Origin of the sequence: Sphingomonas sp. Leaf4, from assembly GCF_920939515.1 — a bacterium.
Classification (GTDB): domain Bacteria; phylum Pseudomonadota; class Alphaproteobacteria; order Sphingomonadales; family Sphingomonadaceae; genus Sphingomonas.
On sequence record NZ_CAKLBB010000014.1, the window covers coordinates 69,015 to 85,227 of the forward strand.

General features: G+C 69.6%; 13 protein-coding genes and 1 pseudogene. 5 read left to right on the forward strand and 9 right to left on the reverse strand.

Translation table 11 applies throughout. The annotated features are described in order from the left end of the window. Positions 1–5: 5 nt before the first annotated feature. On the reverse strand, positions 6–695 hold the full coding sequence (locus LRA89_RS17955) for a response regulator transcription factor (RefSeq protein ID WP_230772334.1): 690 nt from the start codon (positions 693–695) through the stop codon (positions 6–8). A 20-nt stretch (positions 696–715) separates the two neighbouring features. Further along, the gene (locus LRA89_RS17960; RefSeq protein WP_443025012.1) at positions 716–1,012 is read right to left on the reverse strand and encodes a hypothetical protein; all 297 of its coding nucleotides are present in this window, start codon (positions 1,010–1,012) and stop codon (positions 716–718) included. Between the two features lie 104 nt (positions 1,013–1,116). Between LRA89_RS17960 and LRA89_RS17965 the strand changes: the two genes are divergently transcribed. Next, positions 1,117–2,883 carry an ABC-F family ATP-binding cassette domain-containing protein gene (locus LRA89_RS17965; RefSeq protein WP_230772336.1) on the forward strand — a complete coding sequence of 589 codons (1,767 nt, stop codon included), beginning with the start codon at positions 1,117–1,119 and terminating at the stop codon, positions 2,881–2,883. 188 nt (positions 2,884–3,071) lie between these two features. Here LRA89_RS17965 and LRA89_RS17970 read toward each other — a convergent pair whose 3' ends face one another. Genes LRA89_RS17970 through LRA89_RS17990 form a run of 5 tightly spaced genes read right to left on the reverse strand, consistent with a single transcriptional unit; the run spans position 3,072 to position 10,658 of the window. Further along, the gene (locus LRA89_RS17970) at positions 3,072–3,881 is read right to left on the reverse strand and encodes a DUF815 domain-containing protein (RefSeq protein ID WP_230772337.1); all 810 of its coding nucleotides are present in this window, start codon (positions 3,879–3,881) and stop codon (positions 3,072–3,074) included. Between the two features lie 35 nt (positions 3,882–3,916). Then, positions 3,917–5,872 (reverse strand): tetratricopeptide repeat protein, encoded by a 1,956-nt coding sequence (locus LRA89_RS17975; protein WP_230772339.1) that lies wholly within the window; start codon positions 5,870–5,872, stop codon positions 3,917–3,919. Further along, complete coding sequence (gene prsR, locus LRA89_RS17980; protein ID WP_230772340.1) at positions 5,856–7,205, reverse strand: PEP-CTERM-box response regulator transcription factor; 1,350 nt, start codon at positions 7,203–7,205, stop codon at positions 5,856–5,858. Before prsR ends, LRA89_RS17975 begins: the two co-directional genes overlap by 17 nt. Beyond that, positions 7,202–9,265, reverse strand: coding sequence for an XrtA/PEP-CTERM system histidine kinase PrsK (prsK, locus tag LRA89_RS17985; RefSeq protein ID WP_230772341.1), 2,064 nt, complete (start codon positions 9,263–9,265; stop codon positions 7,202–7,204). Before prsK ends, prsR begins: the two co-directional genes overlap by 4 nt. Positions 9,266–9,269: 4 nt before the next feature. Continuing rightward, positions 9,270–10,658 carry a TIGR03013 family XrtA/PEP-CTERM system glycosyltransferase gene (locus tag LRA89_RS17990; protein WP_056498336.1) on the reverse strand — a complete coding sequence of 463 codons (1,389 nt, stop codon included), beginning with the start codon at positions 10,656–10,658 and terminating at the stop codon, positions 9,270–9,272. A 241-nt stretch (positions 10,659–10,899) separates the two neighbouring features. Between LRA89_RS17990 and LRA89_RS17995 the strand changes: the two genes are divergently transcribed. From LRA89_RS17995 to LRA89_RS18010, 4 genes are all read left to right on the forward strand, one after another. After that, positions 10,900–11,886 (forward strand): sugar phosphate nucleotidyltransferase, encoded by a 987-nt coding sequence (locus LRA89_RS17995; protein WP_230772350.1) that lies wholly within the window; start codon positions 10,900–10,902, stop codon positions 11,884–11,886. A gap of 91 nt (positions 11,887–11,977) precedes the next feature. Beyond that, entirely contained in the window at positions 11,978–13,456 is a 1,479-nt protein-coding gene (locus tag LRA89_RS18000; protein WP_230772343.1) for a S41 family peptidase, read from the forward strand. A 124-nt stretch (positions 13,457–13,580) separates the two neighbouring features. Then, entirely contained in the window at positions 13,581–14,327 is a 747-nt protein-coding gene (ung, locus tag LRA89_RS18005) for a uracil-DNA glycosylase (RefSeq protein ID WP_230772344.1), read from the forward strand. 54 nt (positions 14,328–14,381) lie between these two features. Continuing rightward, positions 14,382–14,660, forward strand: coding sequence for a hypothetical protein (locus tag LRA89_RS18010; RefSeq protein WP_055762278.1), 279 nt, complete (start codon positions 14,382–14,384; stop codon positions 14,658–14,660). A gap of 346 nt (positions 14,661–15,006) precedes the next feature. On the opposite strand, the gene LRA89_RS18015 is transcribed toward LRA89_RS18010, so the two are convergent. Both LRA89_RS18015 and LRA89_RS18020 read right to left on the reverse strand, forming a co-directional pair. Beyond that, on the reverse strand, positions 15,007–15,987 hold the full coding sequence (locus LRA89_RS18015; protein ID WP_230772345.1) for a hypothetical protein: 981 nt from the start codon (positions 15,985–15,987) through the stop codon (positions 15,007–15,009). A gap of 92 nt (positions 15,988–16,079) precedes the next feature. Continuing rightward, positions 16,080–16,213, reverse strand: a pseudogene (locus LRA89_RS18020) (IS630 family transposase); the annotation flags it as partial.

Genomic DNA, 16,213 nt, shown 5'->3' on the forward strand with positions numbered 1-16,213 from the left:
CGGCGTCAGGCTTCCGCGCCGGCGGGCTTGGGCGCGCCGGGTTCGTCGAGGCTGTAGCCGAGCCCGCGAATGGTGGTGATGACATCGGCGCCCAGCTTCTTGCGGATGCGGGTCACGAACACCTCGATCGTGTTCGAATCGCGGTCGAAGTCCTGATCGTAGATATGTTCGATCAGTTCGGTGCGGCTGACCACCTTGCCCTTGTGGTGGAGCAGGTAGCTGAGCAGCTTGTATTCCTGCGCGGTCAGCTTCACCGGCTCGCCCGCCTTCGTCACCTTGCCCGAGCGCGTGTCGAGGCGGATGTCGCCGGCGGTCAGCTCGGCCGAGGCGTTGCCCGAGGCGCGGCGGATCAGCGCGCGGAGCCGCGCGATCAGTTCCTCGGTCTGGAACGGCTTGGCGACATAGTCATCGGCCCCCGCATCCAGTCCGGCGACCTTGTCCGACCAGCTATCGCGCGCGGTCAGCACCAGCACCGGGGCGGTGCGCCCTTCCTTGCGCCAGCGGTCGAGCACGGTCAGTCCGTCGATTTCGGGCAACCCCAGGTCGAGGATGATCGCGTCATAGGTTTCGGTCGACCCGAGGAAATGCCCTTCCTCGCCATCGGTCGCGAGGTCGATGGCATAGCCAGCCCCCTCCAGCGTGGCGCGCAACTGGCGGCCGAGATTCGGTTCATCCTCGACGATCAGGACGCGCATCGGCTTCTCTCCCTTGTTCGTTAACGGCTGCGGCCGACGACCTGCCCGGTACGGGCGTCGACATCGACCCAGATCACCGCGCCATCGCGCAGGAACTTGAGCGTGTAAATGCCCCGGTCGGGGTCGTAGTCGAAGCCGAGATATTGCGCGCCGCGCATCTGCGGCACGACGCGGCCTTCGATCTCGCGCAACGGCAGGATGCGGCCCTGCGCGCGCGCGGTCCGGGCAGCCTGATGGTCGCGCAGCAATTGGTCGGGCATCGCCTGTGCGACCCCCGATACCGCCATCAACCCCGCCATTAGGAACCGAACGACCATCGTCATGCGGCGTGACATAGCGACAACGCATTGAACAGCCCGTGAATAGGGCAGACAGGCTGGCGTAACTTGCTTCGTCGCCGAGTGCGGCTTACCTGCCACACATGGCTGCACCTGTTTTGTCGTATGAAGGCCTTGGACTCGTCCAGGGCAATGGCTGGCTGTTCCGTGGATTGGACATCCATGTCGGACAGCGTGACCGCCTTGCGCTGATCGGGCGCAACGGGGCGGGCAAGACGACGCTGCTCAAGCTGATCGCGGGCGCGATCGATGCCGACGAGGGGCGGCGGACGATCGTACCGGGCACGCATGTCGTGCTGCTGGAACAGGACCCCAAGGTCGACGGCTATGCCACGCTGCGCGACTTCGCGCTGCGGGGGCCACGCGCACCCGCCGAACATGAGGTCGACGCGATCGCCGACCAGCTCGGCATCGACCTCACCCGCGAGGCGGCGACCGCGTCGGGCGGCGAACGGCGGCGGGCAGCGATCGCCCGCGCGCTGGCCGAGAACCCCGACGTGCTGCTGCTCGACGAGCCGACCAATCACCTCGACCTGTCGGCGATCGAATGGCTGGAGGAATGGCTGAACCGCTTCAACGGCGCGTTCATCGTCATCAGCCATGATCGTACCTTCCTGACGCGGCTGACCAAGTCGACGCTGTGGCTCGATCGCGGCGGCATTCGCCGCGCCGAGATCGGCTTCGGCGGGTTCGAGGCGTGGATGGAACAGGCGGCCGCCGAGGAAGAACGGGCGGCGCAACGCCTCGACGCCAAGCTCAAGATCGAGGAACATTGGTTGCACCGGGGCGTGACTGCCCGGCGCAAGCGCAACATGGGGCGGCTGGAGAAGCTGCACGACCTGCGCGCCGAACGTGCCGCGATGCAAGGGCCGCAAGGGACCGCGAAGATCCAGATCGAAGCCGACGACACCAAGACCAAGGTCGTGATCGACGCCGAGCATGTGACCAAGGGCTTCGGCGACCGGACCGTCATCAAGGACTTTTCGCTGCGGGTGCGCCGCGGCGACCGGATCGGCATCGTCGGTGGCAATGGCGCGGGCAAGACGACGTTGCTGCGGATGCTGACCGGTGATCTCGAACCCGATTCGGGCAGGATCATGCGGGCGCAGACGCTGGAAGGCATCGTCATCGATCAGCAGCGCAAGCTGATGGCCCCGGAAAAGCGGGTGCGCGACGTGCTGGCCGATGGCGGTGACTGGATCGAGGTCAACGGCTCGAAGAAGCATGTCCACGGCTATCTGAAAGAGTTCCTGTTCGATCCGTCGATTGCCGAGGCGCGGATCGGCACCTTGTCGGGCGGCGAGCGGTCGCGGCTGTTGCTGGCGCGCGAGTTCGCCCGGCCGTCGAACCTGCTGGTGCTCGACGAGCCGACCAACGATCTCGACCTCGAGACGCTCGATCTGTTGCAGGAGGTGATCGGCGATTATGCCGGCACGGTGCTGATCGTCAGCCACGACCGCGACTTCCTCGACCGCACGGTGACGGTGACGCTGGGGATGGACGGATCGGGCCATGTCGATGTCGTGCCCGGCGGCTATGCCGACTGGGTCGCCAAGCGGCGCGAGCGCAGCGCGGCCAAGGTCAAGGCCAAGCCGGTGGAAACCGTGGCCAAGCCCAAGTCGACCAAGATGAGCTACAAGGACCAGCGCGACCTGGACCTGCTACCGAAGCGGATCGAGGAACTGGAAGCGGCGATCGTGCGCGACGAGGCGCTGCTGTCCGATCCTGCGCTCTATACCAAGGACCCGAAGCGGTTCGCTTCGCTGAACGCGCAGATCGATAAGGCGCGGGCGGAGAAGGATGCGGCGGAGGAACGCTGGCTGGCGCTGGCGGAGTTGGCGGAGGTCTGATCTTCCGGCTGTGTCCAGGAAGATTGGGTTCACGCGGAGGCGCGGAGACGCGGAGGGGCTGCGGCTCCCGACCGTTCCGCGTCAGCGGAACCCTGTCCGCCCGTGGCCAGCATCGCTGACAGGGATCGCTACGCGATCGGGCTGCCACGCCTGCAACCCCTCCGCGTCTCCGCGTGAACCCGACTTCTTTAAATCGCCTTCCCGTGCCGCCCGGCGAGATCAGTGACATACTGCCACGCCACCCGGCCCGAGCGGCTGCCGCGCTTCGTTGCCCAGCCGATCGCGTCGTGCGCGTCGAACGGCAGGGTATAGGCGGCGCAGTAACGCTCGACGATCGCGACATAGTGATCCTGATCGACGACATGGAAGCCGAGCGACAGGCCGAAGCGGTCGGCGAGCGCCAGCGCGTCGTCGACGGTGTCGCGCGGGTTGATCGCGCTATCCTGTTCCTTGAGGTCGCGGGGGACGAGATGGCGGCGGTTGGCGGTGACGATCAGCCGGACGTTGCCGGGGCGACCTTCGGCACCGCCCTCGAGTAGCGAGCGCAGCGCCCTGCCCTCGGCGGGGGTGTCGAAGCCGAGATCGTCGACGAACACCACGAAGGCGCGCGCCACGCCGTCCAGCAGCGCGAACAGCCGGGGCAGGCCGTCCAAGGCAGTCGCAGGCGCCTCGACCAATGCCAGTGCGCCGCCGTTCGCCTGCACCTGCCCGACCGACGCCTTGACCAGCGCCGACTTGCCGGTACCGCGCGCGCCCCACAGCAGCACGTCGTGCGCCGCCGCGCCCTTCGCCAACCGGTCGAGATTGGCGGTCAGCGCGGTCTTCTGCGCCTCGATCCCGACCAGCCGGTCGAGCGGCACCGGGCGAAAGCCGCGCGCCGCGCGCAGCACCCGGCCGTCCCAGCCATAGGCGGGATGCGCCAGCGGATCGGCGGCGGCGGGCGGCGGGGGTGCAAGGCGTTCGAGCGCCTCGGCGATACGGAGCAGCGGATCGGTCATCGTACCCCCTTAGGCGGACGGCAGCCCGATTTGAACTACCCCGCCACTTCGGCGAGATGCGCGGCGATAGCAGGGTCGGCAGGCGCGAGCGAGGCGGCCTTGCGCAACAACGGCAGCGCCGCGCCCGGATTGCCGGCACGGTAGAGCGCCCAGCCATAGGCATCGACGACCAGCGGGTTGGCCGGGGCCAGCGCATAGGCAGCCGCGCCGAAGCTGGTCGCGGGGTCGCCCTGCCCGGCGGCAGCATAGGCACGGGCGAGGCCGGCCAGCACCGCGACGTCGCGGTCGCCGACGAGGTCGCGCAACCGCTCGAACGTGGCGACGGCAGAGGCGACATCCCCCGCCGCCAACTGCCATTCGCCGGTCAGACGGAGCGCAGGGACGCTCGAAGGATTCTGCGCGAGATAGAGCGACAGCGCGGCGCTGGCCTCGCGGCGTTGCCCGGCGCGGGCGCGCGCATCGACCAGCCGCAGCATCGTCGCCTCGTCGAAGCGGCTGGCGGCGGCGGCGGCATAGGCGGTGGCGGCCTCCGCCGGGCGGTTGGCGGCGGCATAGGCGTCGCCCAGCACGAGCTGCGCGGCAGGGGCACCAGGGTTGGCGGCGGCGACCGCGCGGGCGGCGGCCAGCGCCTCCGCCGCATCGCCCGCGCTGGCCAATGCGCGGATATAGGGAACCGCGACCGCCGGATCGCCCGGCGTCGGCCGGGCGGCGGCGGCGAGCAAGCCGAGGCTCTCGTCGGGGGCGAAGGCGGTCGACCGGCCGCGGACCGGCGAGGCGGCGCGATCGAGGAACACCGCCGCCCCGGCACGATCGCCGATCCGCTCCAGCGCGCGGGCGGCGAGCGTCAGTGTATAGCTGTCGGCATCGGCGCGGTCGGCGGCCGGGCGGATATAGTCGAAGGCGTCGCGCGCGGCGTCGCTTCGCAGCAGCGCCAGCGCCAGCAGCTTGCGCGCGGTGATGTTGGTCGGTTGCCGCGCGACCAGTTCGCGCAGGCCCACCGTCGCCTGCGCCGGTGCGCCCTCCGCCAGATCGAGCGATGCGCCGAGCAGTAGCGCACCGGGCACGCCCTGCACCCCGCCGCCCGCCTTTTGCAGCACGCTGCGCGCCGTCGCCGGATCGCCGGCGCGCGCGGCGAGAACCGCCTGGAGATAATAGCCCTGCACGCTGCCCGGCCGCGCGGTCATCGCCCGGCGAACCGCGTCGAGCATCGCGCCCGTCCGTCCGCTGTCGCCCAAAGTCGCGGCGTAATCGATCAACGTGTCATGGGCGTAAGGGTCGCGCGCCAGCGCCGCCTCGAACCACGGCAGCGCGGCGGTCAGGCCATATTGGATGCGCATCGTCTGGGCGCGCAGCCGGAGCGTGTCGGGCGAGGTCGGATCGGCCCTGACCGCCGCCGCCGCCGCGTTGATCGCGCCGACCATGTCGCCAGCACCCATGCGGATTTGCCCCAGCGCGACCCAGTCGGCGGCGCGACCGGGATCGCGCGCGACCGTCGGCTCGAGGATGGCGAGCGCGGCCACGACATCGCCCTGCCGCGCCAGCGCCTGCGCGCGGATGCGGTTGCCATAGCCGGCATAGCGCGGGGCGGCCTTGCCCGCTTCGGCGATCGCGCCGGGCGCATCGCCTTGCAACAACCGGGCGTGCGCGCGCAGTTGGTGCGCGCGCGCCGGATCGAAGCCGCCCTCGACCGCGCGATCGAGCGCTGCCTGCGCCGCGAGGCCATCGCCTAGCGCGAGATGGGTCCGCGCCAGCACCGCCTGCGCGAAGCCCCAGCCGGGATCGGCGGCGACCGCCGCCTGCGCGCGTTGTCGGGCGACGCTCCAGTGGCCGGCCTGAAACTGGCCGAGCGCCTCGGCGATACCGGTGCGGGCGTCGGCCGGATCGGCCTTGGCCACGCGCGCACCGCCGGCCACCGCGATACAGGCGGCGGCAAGCGCCAGACCGGCGCCACCGAGCAGCGCGCGCAAGGGACGATCAGGGTTGCAGGTCATAGGCCTTCATCAGATCATAGAGCGTCGGCCGGCTGATGCCGAGCAGACGCGCGGTGCCGGAGATATTGCCCTGCGCGCGGGCCAGCGCGTGGCGGATCGCGCCGCGATCGGCCGCCTCGCGCGCCGCCTTCAGGTTGATCGGGCCGTCGTCGCCCGCGCCCAGATCGAGGTCGGCGGCGGTGATATGCTTGCCATCGGCCATGATCGCCGCGCGCTTCACCCGGTTTTCCAGTTCGCGGACGTTGCCGGGCCAGCCCCAGGCGTCGATCGCCGACAGCGCGTCGGGGGCGAAGCGCTTGCCCCCCTGCCCCATCTGTCGCGCATGCCGATCGAGAAAGGCGCGGGCGAGCAGCACCGCATCGCCCGGCCGTTCCTTAAGCGAGGGGATGCGCACGACGATCTCGGCCAGCCGGTAATACAGGTCCTCGCGAAACGTCTGCGCGGCGACCATCGCGTCGATGTCGCGGTGGGTGGCACAGACGATGCGGGTGTCGACCGGGATGGCCTTGCGCCCGCCGATCCGCTCGATCACTCGTTCCTGCAGGAACCGCAGCAGCTTCACCTGAAGCGGAAGCGGCACGTCGCCGATCTCGTCGAGGAACAGCGTGCCGCCCGCCGCCTGTTCGATCTTGCCCTCGGTCGTCTTGACCGCGCCGGTGAACGCGCCCTTCTCATGGCCGAACAGTTCGCTTTCGAGCAGGGTTTCGGGAATGGCGGCGCAGTTGATCGCGACGAAATTGCCGCGGCGGCGCGGCGATGCGTCGTGCAGGCCCCGCGCCAGCAGTTCCTTGCCGGTGCCCGACGCGCCGAGCAGCAGCACCGACACATCGGCCGGGGCTACCCGTTCGATGGTGCGCGTGACCTTCAGCATCTCGGGCGCGGCGGTCAGCATCCCGCCGAGCACCGTCTGCCCCTCGACCCGTTCAGCGAGGCGGCGGTTCTCCGCCTCCAGCGCATGGACGTGGAAGGCGCGGGCGACGATCAGCCCCAGCGCGTCGATGTCGATCGGCTTGGCATAGAAGTCCCATGCGCCGAGTTCGATCGCGCGCAGCGCGCTCGCCCGGTCGCCATGGCCGCTGGCCACCACGATCTTGGTATCGGGCTTGATCGCGAGGATCGCCTCCATCGTCGCGAAGCCTTCGCCCACGCCGTCGGGATCGGGCGGCAATCCCAGGTCGAGCGTCACCACCTGCGGTTCGGTGGCGCGCACGGTGGCGATCGCCGCCTCGCGGTCGCCCGCGACCGATATAGCATAGCCGTCATACGCCCAGCGAAGCTGACGCTGGAGGCCGGGATCGTCCTCGACGATCAGCAGCGATTTGGTATCGGTCATGCGGCCTGTTCCAGCGTCGGCGGGGCAAGGGGGGATGCGGCAGGCAGCACCACGCGGAAGCGGGTGCCCTGGCCCGCGATGCTCTCGACATCGATCCGCCCGCCCATCGCCTCGGTCAACTGGCGCGCCTCATAGGCGCCAATGCCGAAGCCGGTCGGCTTGGACGAGACGAACGGGCGGAACAGCTCGTCGCGGACGAACTGGCGGGTCATGCCGATGCCGGTGTCGATCACGTCGATCCATGCCGATGTCGCATCGCCACCGGTGACGATCCGCACCGGGGTGCTGCCGCCCGCGTCGAGCGCGTTGTGGGCCAGATGATCGATCACCTGTTGCAGCCGGGCGGGATCGGCGGCGGCATGGGGTTCGCCATCGCCTGACACCTCGATCGCCCCGCGCAGACGGAAGCGATGCGCGGACTGGACGGCGATGGTCGCCAATGCCACCGGCCCCGGCGCGGCGGTGCGTGGCGGCTCGCGCTCGGCGAGACGGGCGAGCAGGTCGCTCATCCGCGCGGCCGATTCGTTCAGCGTCGCGACCATGTCGGCGCGGAACGCGGGGTTGTCGGCATGGCGCTCGGCGTTGCGCGCGACGAGGCTTAGCTGGCTGACGATGTTCTTCACGTCGTGCAGGATGAAGGCGAAGCGGCGGTTGAACTCCTCGAACCGGCGCGCTTCGGCCAGTGCGCCCTGCGCGCGGGCCTCGGCAAGATAGCTCGCCACCTGCCGCCCGGCGATGCGGAGCAGATCGAAATCCTCCCAGTCGAGTGCGCGGGGCAGCAGCGGACGGGCGAGCAGGATCGCGCCGGTCAGCCGGCCGAGATGCGGCAGCGGCACGATGACCCAGGCGTCTTCCTGTGCCAGCAACGCGGGCGATACCGCCTCGCGGTCGGCCACGCCTGCCGTCCCATCGCGCACCGAATCGAGTTCGAGGATACGGCCGGTCGTATCGAGATAGGCGGCGAGCGCGGCGTCGCCATCGCCCGGCGGGACCGCGCCGTCCCAGTGCCACGTCGCCTGCAGCGCCAGTTCGCCGTCGTCGGCGACGAACAGCAGCCCCGCGGGCGAATCGGTCAGGTCGGCGACCGCCTTCACCAGTCGTTCGTCGAGCGGGGCGGCGCCCTTGGGTTCGCCCAGCGTCTCGGTGAAGCGGGTCCATTCGGCGCGATAGTCGTAGCGGTGGCGGAAGAGGTGCTTGGTCAGCTTCACCTTGATCCACGCCCGCAGCCAGCCCGACGACGCGGCGGTGAGCAGCGCGGCGGTCGAGCCGAACACGAACGCGGTCTGCGCAATACGGGCATGGGCGCCGCCCAGCGCGGCGATCAGCGCGGTGGCGAGGATGGTGATCGCGAAATAGGCGGCCAGTCCGAGCAGCGACAGCGAATGAAAGGCTACCGCGCGCGAAAGCTGCACCGAACCACCGCCGCGTCGCGACAGCGCCAGCGCGATCATCGCCGCCAGCGCGACCAGCGCCAGCCCGCGCGCGGCCATCAGTTCGCTCGGCACCTCGCGCAGCAGATAGAGCGCGATGCTGAAATTCGCATCGATCAGCCACACCGCGCCGACCGCCAGCACGACCAGCCGCGCGCCCGAGGATGCCGCGCGCGGAAACATGCCGTGCAGTAGCGCCAGCGCGCCAAGCGCGGCAAGCGCGCGCAGCATCGTCGCCACGTCGAGCATCGCCTGCGCGCCGGCGGGATCGTGAATGGTCGGCACGGCGATGTGCAGCAGCGCCTGCGTGGCGGTGACGGCGGCGACCGCGAGACAGGCGAGCGTCGCGCCCACCCCCAGCGTACCCCCGGCGCCCGAGCGCCGCTGGATCGCAACCAGCACCGCCAGCCAGCCGAGCGTGCGCACCCCTTCGAGCAGTCGCGTCTCGGGCTCGGCGCTGCCGTTGCCGGCGACCGACAGCGCCCAGAGCGCGGTCGCGCCAAGCGCCACGGCGAGCAGCGCGCGTGGCAGTTCGTCCTCGCCCTCGTCGCGCCGGGCGACCCATAATGTCAGCACGCCGAACAGCAGCGCGGCGGCCGCATGGCCCCAGATGACGATGCCGGTCAGCACGCGATCACCGCGCCCCGCTCGACCAGATGACGACCCGGAGCGTCTGGAGCAGGATCAGCAGATCGAGGAACGGCGAATAATTCTTGGCGTAGTAGAGGTCGTATTCGAGCTTCTGGCGCGCATCGTCGATCGAGGCGCCATAGGGATAGTTGATCTGCGCCCAGCCGGTGATGCCCGGCTTCACCATATGCCGCTCGGCATAATAGCGCAGTTGCGTTTCGAGGTCGGCGACGAACTGCGGCCGTTCGGGACGGGGGCCGACGAAGCTCATCTCGCCTTTCAGCACGCTCCAGCATTGCGGCAGTTCGTCGATGCGGCTCTTGCGCAGGAACCGCCCAACGCGGGTGATGCGCGGATCGTCCTTTTCGGCCCAGACGGCGGTGCCCGCGACCTCGGCATCGGTGCGCATCGAGCGGAGCTTGGGGATGTCGAAGCTGACGCCGTACAGGCCGACGCGGCGCTGGCGGTAGAAGGCGGGGCCGCGACTGTCGAGCTTCACCGCCAGTGCGGCAAGCGCGATGACCGGCAGCGTGATCCCGAGCAGCAGCAGGCTGGCGAGGACGTCGAACATCCGCTTGACGATGCTGGAGAACATCCGCCCCGAGGAAAATCCGTCGGAGAAGATCAGCCACGACGGATTGACGCTGTCGAGATCGACGCGGCCGGTCTCGCGTTCGAGAAAGGTCGAGATCTCGTTGACGTGGACGCCGGTGGTCTTGATCCGCAACAGGTCTTTCAGCGGCAGCGCCCCGCGCCGTTCCTCGAGCGCGAGGACGACTTCGGCCGCCCCCAACAGCACGACATGATCGGCGAGATTGTGGATCGCGTCGCGGGCGATCGCTTCGGGGATCATCCGGTCGCTTTCGCGCATCGCGATATAGCCGACAACGACGAAGCCCGCGCCGGGTGCCTGTCCCAGCGTCTTGAGCCGTAGCGCGCGCTCGCCCGCCCCCAGCACCACGACGCGCCGCTTGAACGCCTGTCCGCCGAGCAGCGTGCCGGTGACGATCCGCAGCAGCACCAGCAGCACGACCGCGAAACCCATCGCGTAGAGCAGGTTGGAACGCCACAACATGATCGTCGGGAACAGGAACAGCAGCAGCGAGATGAAGATGACGCCGAGCGAGATCGCGACCAGCAGCCGCGCGGTCGCGAAGCGCAGCGATTGCAGCGAATCGGTGCCATACACCCCGACCGCAACCATCGCGAGTTCGAGACTGACCGCGAAGCTCGCCAGTTCGGCGATGCGGCCGTGCGTCGGCCCCACTTCCATGCCGATCTGCATCGCGCGCACGACCCAGCCGAGCTCGCCCGCCAGCAGCAGGACCGCGAAGTCGAGGACGCCCAGCAGGAGGACGGCATTGGGCACATAGTGCTTGAACAGCCGGATCATGGTTGGAGTCCCGAAACAGGTGTAAGGCCAGCCGACACCCACCCGCTATCGCGCGAAAGGGCAAAGAAATACTGAACGCGGCGGATACTCTTTTCGCGCTTGTTGTTATAGCGCAACGGCCACCCGTTTCAGGCTGGTATGGCGCTCGTCTGCGCCGCATCGGAGACTCCATCGCATGTCGTCGCAACCCGCCATCGTCCCCGTCATTCTCTCGGGGGGGTCGGGGACCCGGCTGTGGCCGATGTCGCGCCCGGAAAAGCCCAAGCAGTTCCTGGCGCTGACCGCTGAGGAGACGATGCTGCAACTGACCGCGCGGCGGACGGTCGGGGCGGATTATGCCGCGCCGATCGTCGTCGCCAACGCCAGCCATGCCAGTGCGGTCGAGGAACAGCTCGCCGCCGTCGACCTCAGCCCGCAGGCGGTGATCCTCGAGCCGATGGCGCGCAACACTGCGCCGGCGATCGCGCTGGCGGCGATCGCGGCGGGCGCGGGCGATGCGCCGCTGCTCGTCATGCCGTCCGACCATGTCATCGCCGATCTGGAGGCGTTCCGCGCCGCCATCGCCCGTGCATTGCCGCTGGTCGCCGATGGCTGGCTGGTGACGTTCGGCATCACCCCCGACGCGCCCGAGACCGGCTATGGCTGGATCAAGGTCGGCGAACCGCTGGTCGAGGGCGTCCACCGCGTCGACCGCTTCGTCGAGAAGCCGCCGCTCGACAAGGCGGAGGCGATGCTGGCGTCGGGCGATCATGCGTGGAACGGCGGCATCTTCCTGTTCCGCGCCGACAAGTTCCTCGAAGCGCTAGACGTGCATGTCCCGGCGATGGGGCGCGCCGCGCGCCAATCGATGGAGCGGGCGGCGCGCGACGGCATCTGCATCCGTCCCGATGCCGAATCCTTTGCCGCCTGTCCGTCGGATTCGATCGACTATGCGGTGATGGAGCGTGCCGACCGGGTCGCGGTGGCACCGGTGGCGATGGGGTGGAACGACGTCGGAAGCTGGGACGCGCTGCATGCGATCAGCGAGCTCGACGCCGAACTGAACACGCACGGCGGTAACGTCACCATCCTCGATTCGACCAACTGCCTCGTCCGCTCGGACGGGGTGCGGATCGCGATGGTCGGGGTGAAGGACCTGATCGTCGTCGCCAGCGGCAACGACGTGATGATCCTGCCGCGCGGCCGGTCGCAGGAGGTCAAGCGGCTGATCGAGGCAATGAAGCCGTAATCCCGGCGGTACGCCGCCTGCACCGAGAATCCATTTCCCTTTGGTCGGCCCGGGTATAGGCTGCGGGCAGGATCAGGAGTGGAGTGGGCGTATGCGGGGTCGGTTCGGGGCGGCATTGGGCGTGCTGGCAATGCTGTCGGCATGCGGCGGCGGCGGGAGCGGCGCCGGGACCGTCGGCAGCGGCGGTGGCGGATCGACCGGCGGTACGCCGACCGCCAGCCCCACGCCGACCGCCACGACCGGCTGTTCGCTGCGCGAGCGGCAGGACTGGGCACTGGCCCAGCTTCGCGAATGGTATCTCTTTCCCGAAACGCTGCCCGCCAGCCCCGACCCCACGTCGTTCACCACGGTCGGCGGCTATATCGATTCGCTGACCGCGACCGCGCGGGCGCAGGGCAAGGATCGGTATTTCACCTATCTCACCTCGATCGCCGAGGAGAACGCCTATTACAGCTCGGGGTCGACCGCGGGCTATGGCGTGCGCTTCGCGCTTGATTCGACCGGGCGGCGGCTGCTCGTGACCGAGGCGTTCGAGGGCGGGCCGGCGCTGGCCGCCGGAATCGATCGCGGGACCGAGATCACCCAGATCGGCACCAGCAGCGCTACCTTACGCGACGTGTCGGCGATCATCGCCGCCGAGGGCACCGCCGGGCTGACCACCGCGCTGGGGCCGGACAGTGCGGGGACGACGCGCACCTTCCGCTTCCGCACGATCGAGGGGACGACGACCACCGCGAACGTCGCCAAGACCGATTTCAACCTGCTGCCGGTATCGACCCGTTATGGCGCCAAGGTGTTGCAGGACGGGTCGAAGCGGGTCGGCTACATCAACCTGCGCACCTTCATCTCGCCGGCCAACCAGCCGCTGCGCGATGCCTTCGCCAATTTCCGGGCCCAGGGGATCACCGAGTTCGTCATCGACTTCCGCTACAATGGCGGCGGGCTGATCTCGGTCGCCGAGCTGATGGGCGACCTGCTGGGTGGCGGCAAGTCGGGCAGCGACGTGTACAGCTATACGTCGTTCCGGCCCGAGAAGGCGTCCGAGAATACGGTCAAATATTTCGCCCCGACCGCACAGTCGGTGACGCCGACCAAGATCGCCTTCATCGGCACCGGCAATACCGCGTCGGCGAGCGAGCTGGTCATCAACGCCTTCGTGCCCTACCTCGGCAACAACATGGCGCTGGTCGGCACCAACACCTATGGCAAGCCGGTCGGCCAGATCGGGCTCGACCGGGCCGGGTGCGACGACCGGCTGCGGGTCGTGGCGCTGGCGGTGCAGAACTCGGCGCGGTCGGCGGCCTATTACAACGGGCTTGCCACCACCGTGCCCAACACCTGTCAGGCGAGCGACGACATCAGCTATCCGCTGGGCGATGTTCGCGAACAGTCGGTGGCGCGCGCGCTCGACTTCCTTGCCGGGCGGCAGTGTTCGCGGATCGGCGCATCGGCCAGCGCGCGGGGCGACGGGCTGAACGCCTCGCCGCGCTCGCTTGGCGGAGAGGAGCGGACGCTGCTCCAGCCCGACCGGCCGTCGACCGTGCAGCGCGAGGTGCCGGGGCTCTTTTGACGTCGGGCGGCACCGGCCCGCTCCCCCTCCCGGCCACCCACAGCGTATCCTGATTGGGTGGCCGGGAGGGGGAGCGGGCCGGTGCCGCTTCCACGCGACGGGACGAGCGTCTAAGAAGGACGCCATGAACGACACCCCTGCCCCGCTGCCCGCCGGGATCGATCCCAGTTGGGCGCCTGCCCTCTCGCCGGTGTTGGCCGGGCCGGGGATGGCGGCGTTGCGCGCGTTCCTGACCGCCGAGAAGGCGGCGGGGAAGCGGGTGCTGCCGCATTCGCGCGACTGGTTCGCGGCGCTGGCCACGCCGCTGGATCAGGTGCGGGTCGTCATTTTGGGGCAGGACCCCTATCATGGGCCGGGGCAGGCGCATGGGCTGAGCTTTTCGGTGCGGCCGGGCGTCGCGGTGCCGCCGTCGCTGCGCAACATCTACAAGGAGCTGCACGACGATCTGGGGATCGCGCCGGCGCGCCATGGCTATCTGGGGCACTGGGCCGAGCAGGGCGTGCTGCTGCTCAACAGCGTGCTGACCGTGGAGCAGGGGCGCGCGGCGTCGCATGCGGGGCATGGGTGGGAGGCGTTCACCGACGCGATCGTCCATGCCGTGGCCGAACATGCCCCGCCCAGCGTCTTCCTGCTGTGGGGATCGCATGCGCAGAAGAAGGCGGCGTTCGTGCAGGACGGCGTGGCCGGCGGGCGGCATCTGGTGCTGAAGGCGCGGCACCCCTCGCCATTGTCGGCGCATAGCGGGTGGTTCGGCAGCCGGCCGTTTTCGCAGGCCAACGCCTTTCTGGAAGCACAGGGCCGGGGCGCGATCGACTGGACGGTGCCGGCGGTCGGTACGCAGGCGGAACCTTTGGACGCGGCGGACGATTGATGCCGCCTGTCCGGCGAATGGCCGGGCCGGTTGGTTTCGAAGGGGACAAGCACCATGAAGACGATGATGAAAGCGGCCGGCATGGCCGGACTGTTGATGCTGGGCGCGTGCGGCGGCAATGCCGACGACAAGGCGGCGGACAACATCGAGGCGATGACCGAGAACCGCGCCGACGCGCTGGAGGATCAGGCCGATCTGACGAGCAACGAGCAGGTCGAGGACGCGCTGGAAGATCGCGCGGAGAACGTCCGCGAGATGGGCGAGGACGCCGCCGAGAAGGCCGATGACGACGACAATGCCCAGATCGAGCAGGCAGTCGCCAACCGGATGTAACGCGCGCCGGGCAAGGCGTAGCGTCAGCTACGCCAAGCCGCACAAGGCGCGCGCGGCCGACGGCGCGGCGAGCGCCGTTCGACGCCACGGCGCGCCGGGCAAGGCGTAGCGTCAGCTACGCCAAGCCGCACAAGGCGCGCGCGGCCGACGGCGCGGCAAGCGCCGTTCGACGCCACGGGCTTTGCCCGTGGCGCGGCCGTCGACCGGTCGCCCCCCGCGTCGATCCCAACTGCCGGTCGGGCAGGAGTCGCGACGTCGGCGTGTATGGATTCCGGCCTTCGCCGGAATGACGAAGGGGGTGGAGCCGGCGGTTCCGCTCCCCAATTCCCCCCAAAGTTTACAAAGTTTACACTCGCCGCGCCTTGCGACGGCGGGCGCGCTTGCCCGGATGGTCGGGAGTCAGGCCGGTCGCGGCGGCGCGCTTGGCGAGAGCGAGCTGAATCTCGAAGTCCACGCCCAGCGGACCGGGGGCGGGGATATAGGGCAGGTCGTCGTCGCCGTCGTCCTCGTCGGGGATGTGGATCGGCGGCTGGAGCGGTTCGTCGGGCTGCGGGCGATGGGGATCGCACCAGCGCGGCAACCGGCCGTCGAGAATATCGGCGCAGGCGATTCGCGTATCGAGGTCGGCGGGATCGATCGCGCGATGCGGTTCGGCGGGCGCCACGGGGGCGAGGCGTTCGAGCGCCTGCGCCAGCGGCATCGGCGGATCGAGCCGGGGGCGATCGGCGGCCAGTTCGTCGGGCAGCGCGGCGGCTGGTGCGGCGACGGGCGCGACCTCGACCCGCGCGGGATCGGGCGCGCCGCGCGAACGCGCGCGCGCGTGGTGGCCGTAGCGGTCGGGATAATGCGCGGCGAGCAGGAACATCAGCATCCGGTCGCCGTGACGGTGGCGCAGGCCGACGCGGCGGCCGTTGCGATCGAACACCACTTCCTCGGACCCGTTGACCGCGCGTTCGAACGCGACGTCGACCAGCATCGCCACCGCCTGCGCGATCGCGGCGTCCCATGCGTGGGCGAAGGGCTCGCCGCCTTCGGCGCGGCGCAGGCCATAGGCGCTGACCCGGCTCATGCCGACCGAGCGTGCCGCCTGATCGACCGAACCGCCATCGGCCAGCGCCTCGATGAACTCGCGCTGCCGCGCCTCGGTCCAGCCGTCGCTGCGCGGCTTTCGCTTGACCGGAATCCATTCATAGGCGGCCGGATCGAAGCCGTGCGCGTCGATATAGGGCGTGTCGGTGGGGGGATCGACCTGCAACAGCGGATGCGGCTCGGGCAGCGGTTGCAGGTCGGGCGAGGGCGCGGTCGGCGCTGGCGTGTGGGTCTGCATGGGCGGCAGCCGAGCATGGGTCGGGGGGTGTAGGACAGCGGTTTTTGGGGGAGGCTTTACGACGGCCGATGGTGCGTTAGAGCAGATTCCGTTCAGTATGCATCGTATCCGGCAGCGGCGAAGTAGTTGGCGCACTCAGCGGGCGTGTAGGTGTCGATGGCGGCGCCGATGGCGCGGGACAGGTCGTCGACGGTGCGCGCAGCAGCTTTACGCAGGAGTGCTTTCA

Excerpts from the sequence above, each read along its gene's own strand:
- LRA89_RS17995 (WP_230772350.1), top strand. The coding sequence starts at position 10,900 with ATGTCGCGCCCGGAAAAGCCCAAGCAGTTCCTGGCGCTGACCGCTGAG.
- LRA89_RS17990 (WP_056498336.1), bottom strand. The coding sequence starts at position 10,658 with ATGATCCGGCTGTTCAAGCACTATGTGCCCAATGCCGTCCTCCTGCTG.
- LRA89_RS18000 (WP_230772343.1), top strand. The coding sequence starts at position 11,978 with ATGCGGGGTCGGTTCGGGGCGGCATTGGGCGTGCTGGCAATGCTGTCG.
- LRA89_RS18010 (WP_055762278.1), top strand. The coding sequence starts at position 14,382 with ATGAAGACGATGATGAAAGCGGCCGGCATGGCCGGACTGTTGATGCTG.
- prsR (WP_230772340.1), bottom strand. The coding sequence starts at position 7,205 with ATGACCGATACCAAATCGCTGCTGATCGTCGAGGACGATCCCGGCCTC.
- LRA89_RS17965 (WP_230772336.1), top strand. The coding sequence starts at position 1,117 with ATGGCTGCACCTGTTTTGTCGTATGAAGGCCTTGGACTCGTCCAGGGC.
- ung (WP_230772344.1), top strand. The coding sequence starts at position 13,581 with ATGAACGACACCCCTGCCCCGCTGCCCGCCGGGATCGATCCCAGTTGG.
- LRA89_RS17970 (WP_230772337.1), bottom strand. The coding sequence starts at position 3,881 with ATGACCGATCCGCTGCTCCGTATCGCCGAGGCGCTCGAACGCCTTGCA.
- LRA89_RS17975 (WP_230772339.1), bottom strand. The coding sequence starts at position 5,872 with ATGACCTGCAACCCTGATCGTCCCTTGCGCGCGCTGCTCGGTGGCGCC.
- LRA89_RS18015 (WP_230772345.1), bottom strand. The coding sequence starts at position 15,987 with ATGCAGACCCACACGCCAGCGCCGACCGCGCCCTCGCCCGACCTGCAA.
- LRA89_RS17955 (WP_230772334.1), bottom strand. The coding sequence starts at position 695 with ATGCGCGTCCTGATCGTCGAGGATGAACCGAATCTCGGCCGCCAGTTG.
- LRA89_RS17960 (WP_443025012.1), bottom strand. The coding sequence starts at position 1,012 with ATGGTCGTTCGGTTCCTAATGGCGGGGTTGATGGCGGTATCGGGGGTC.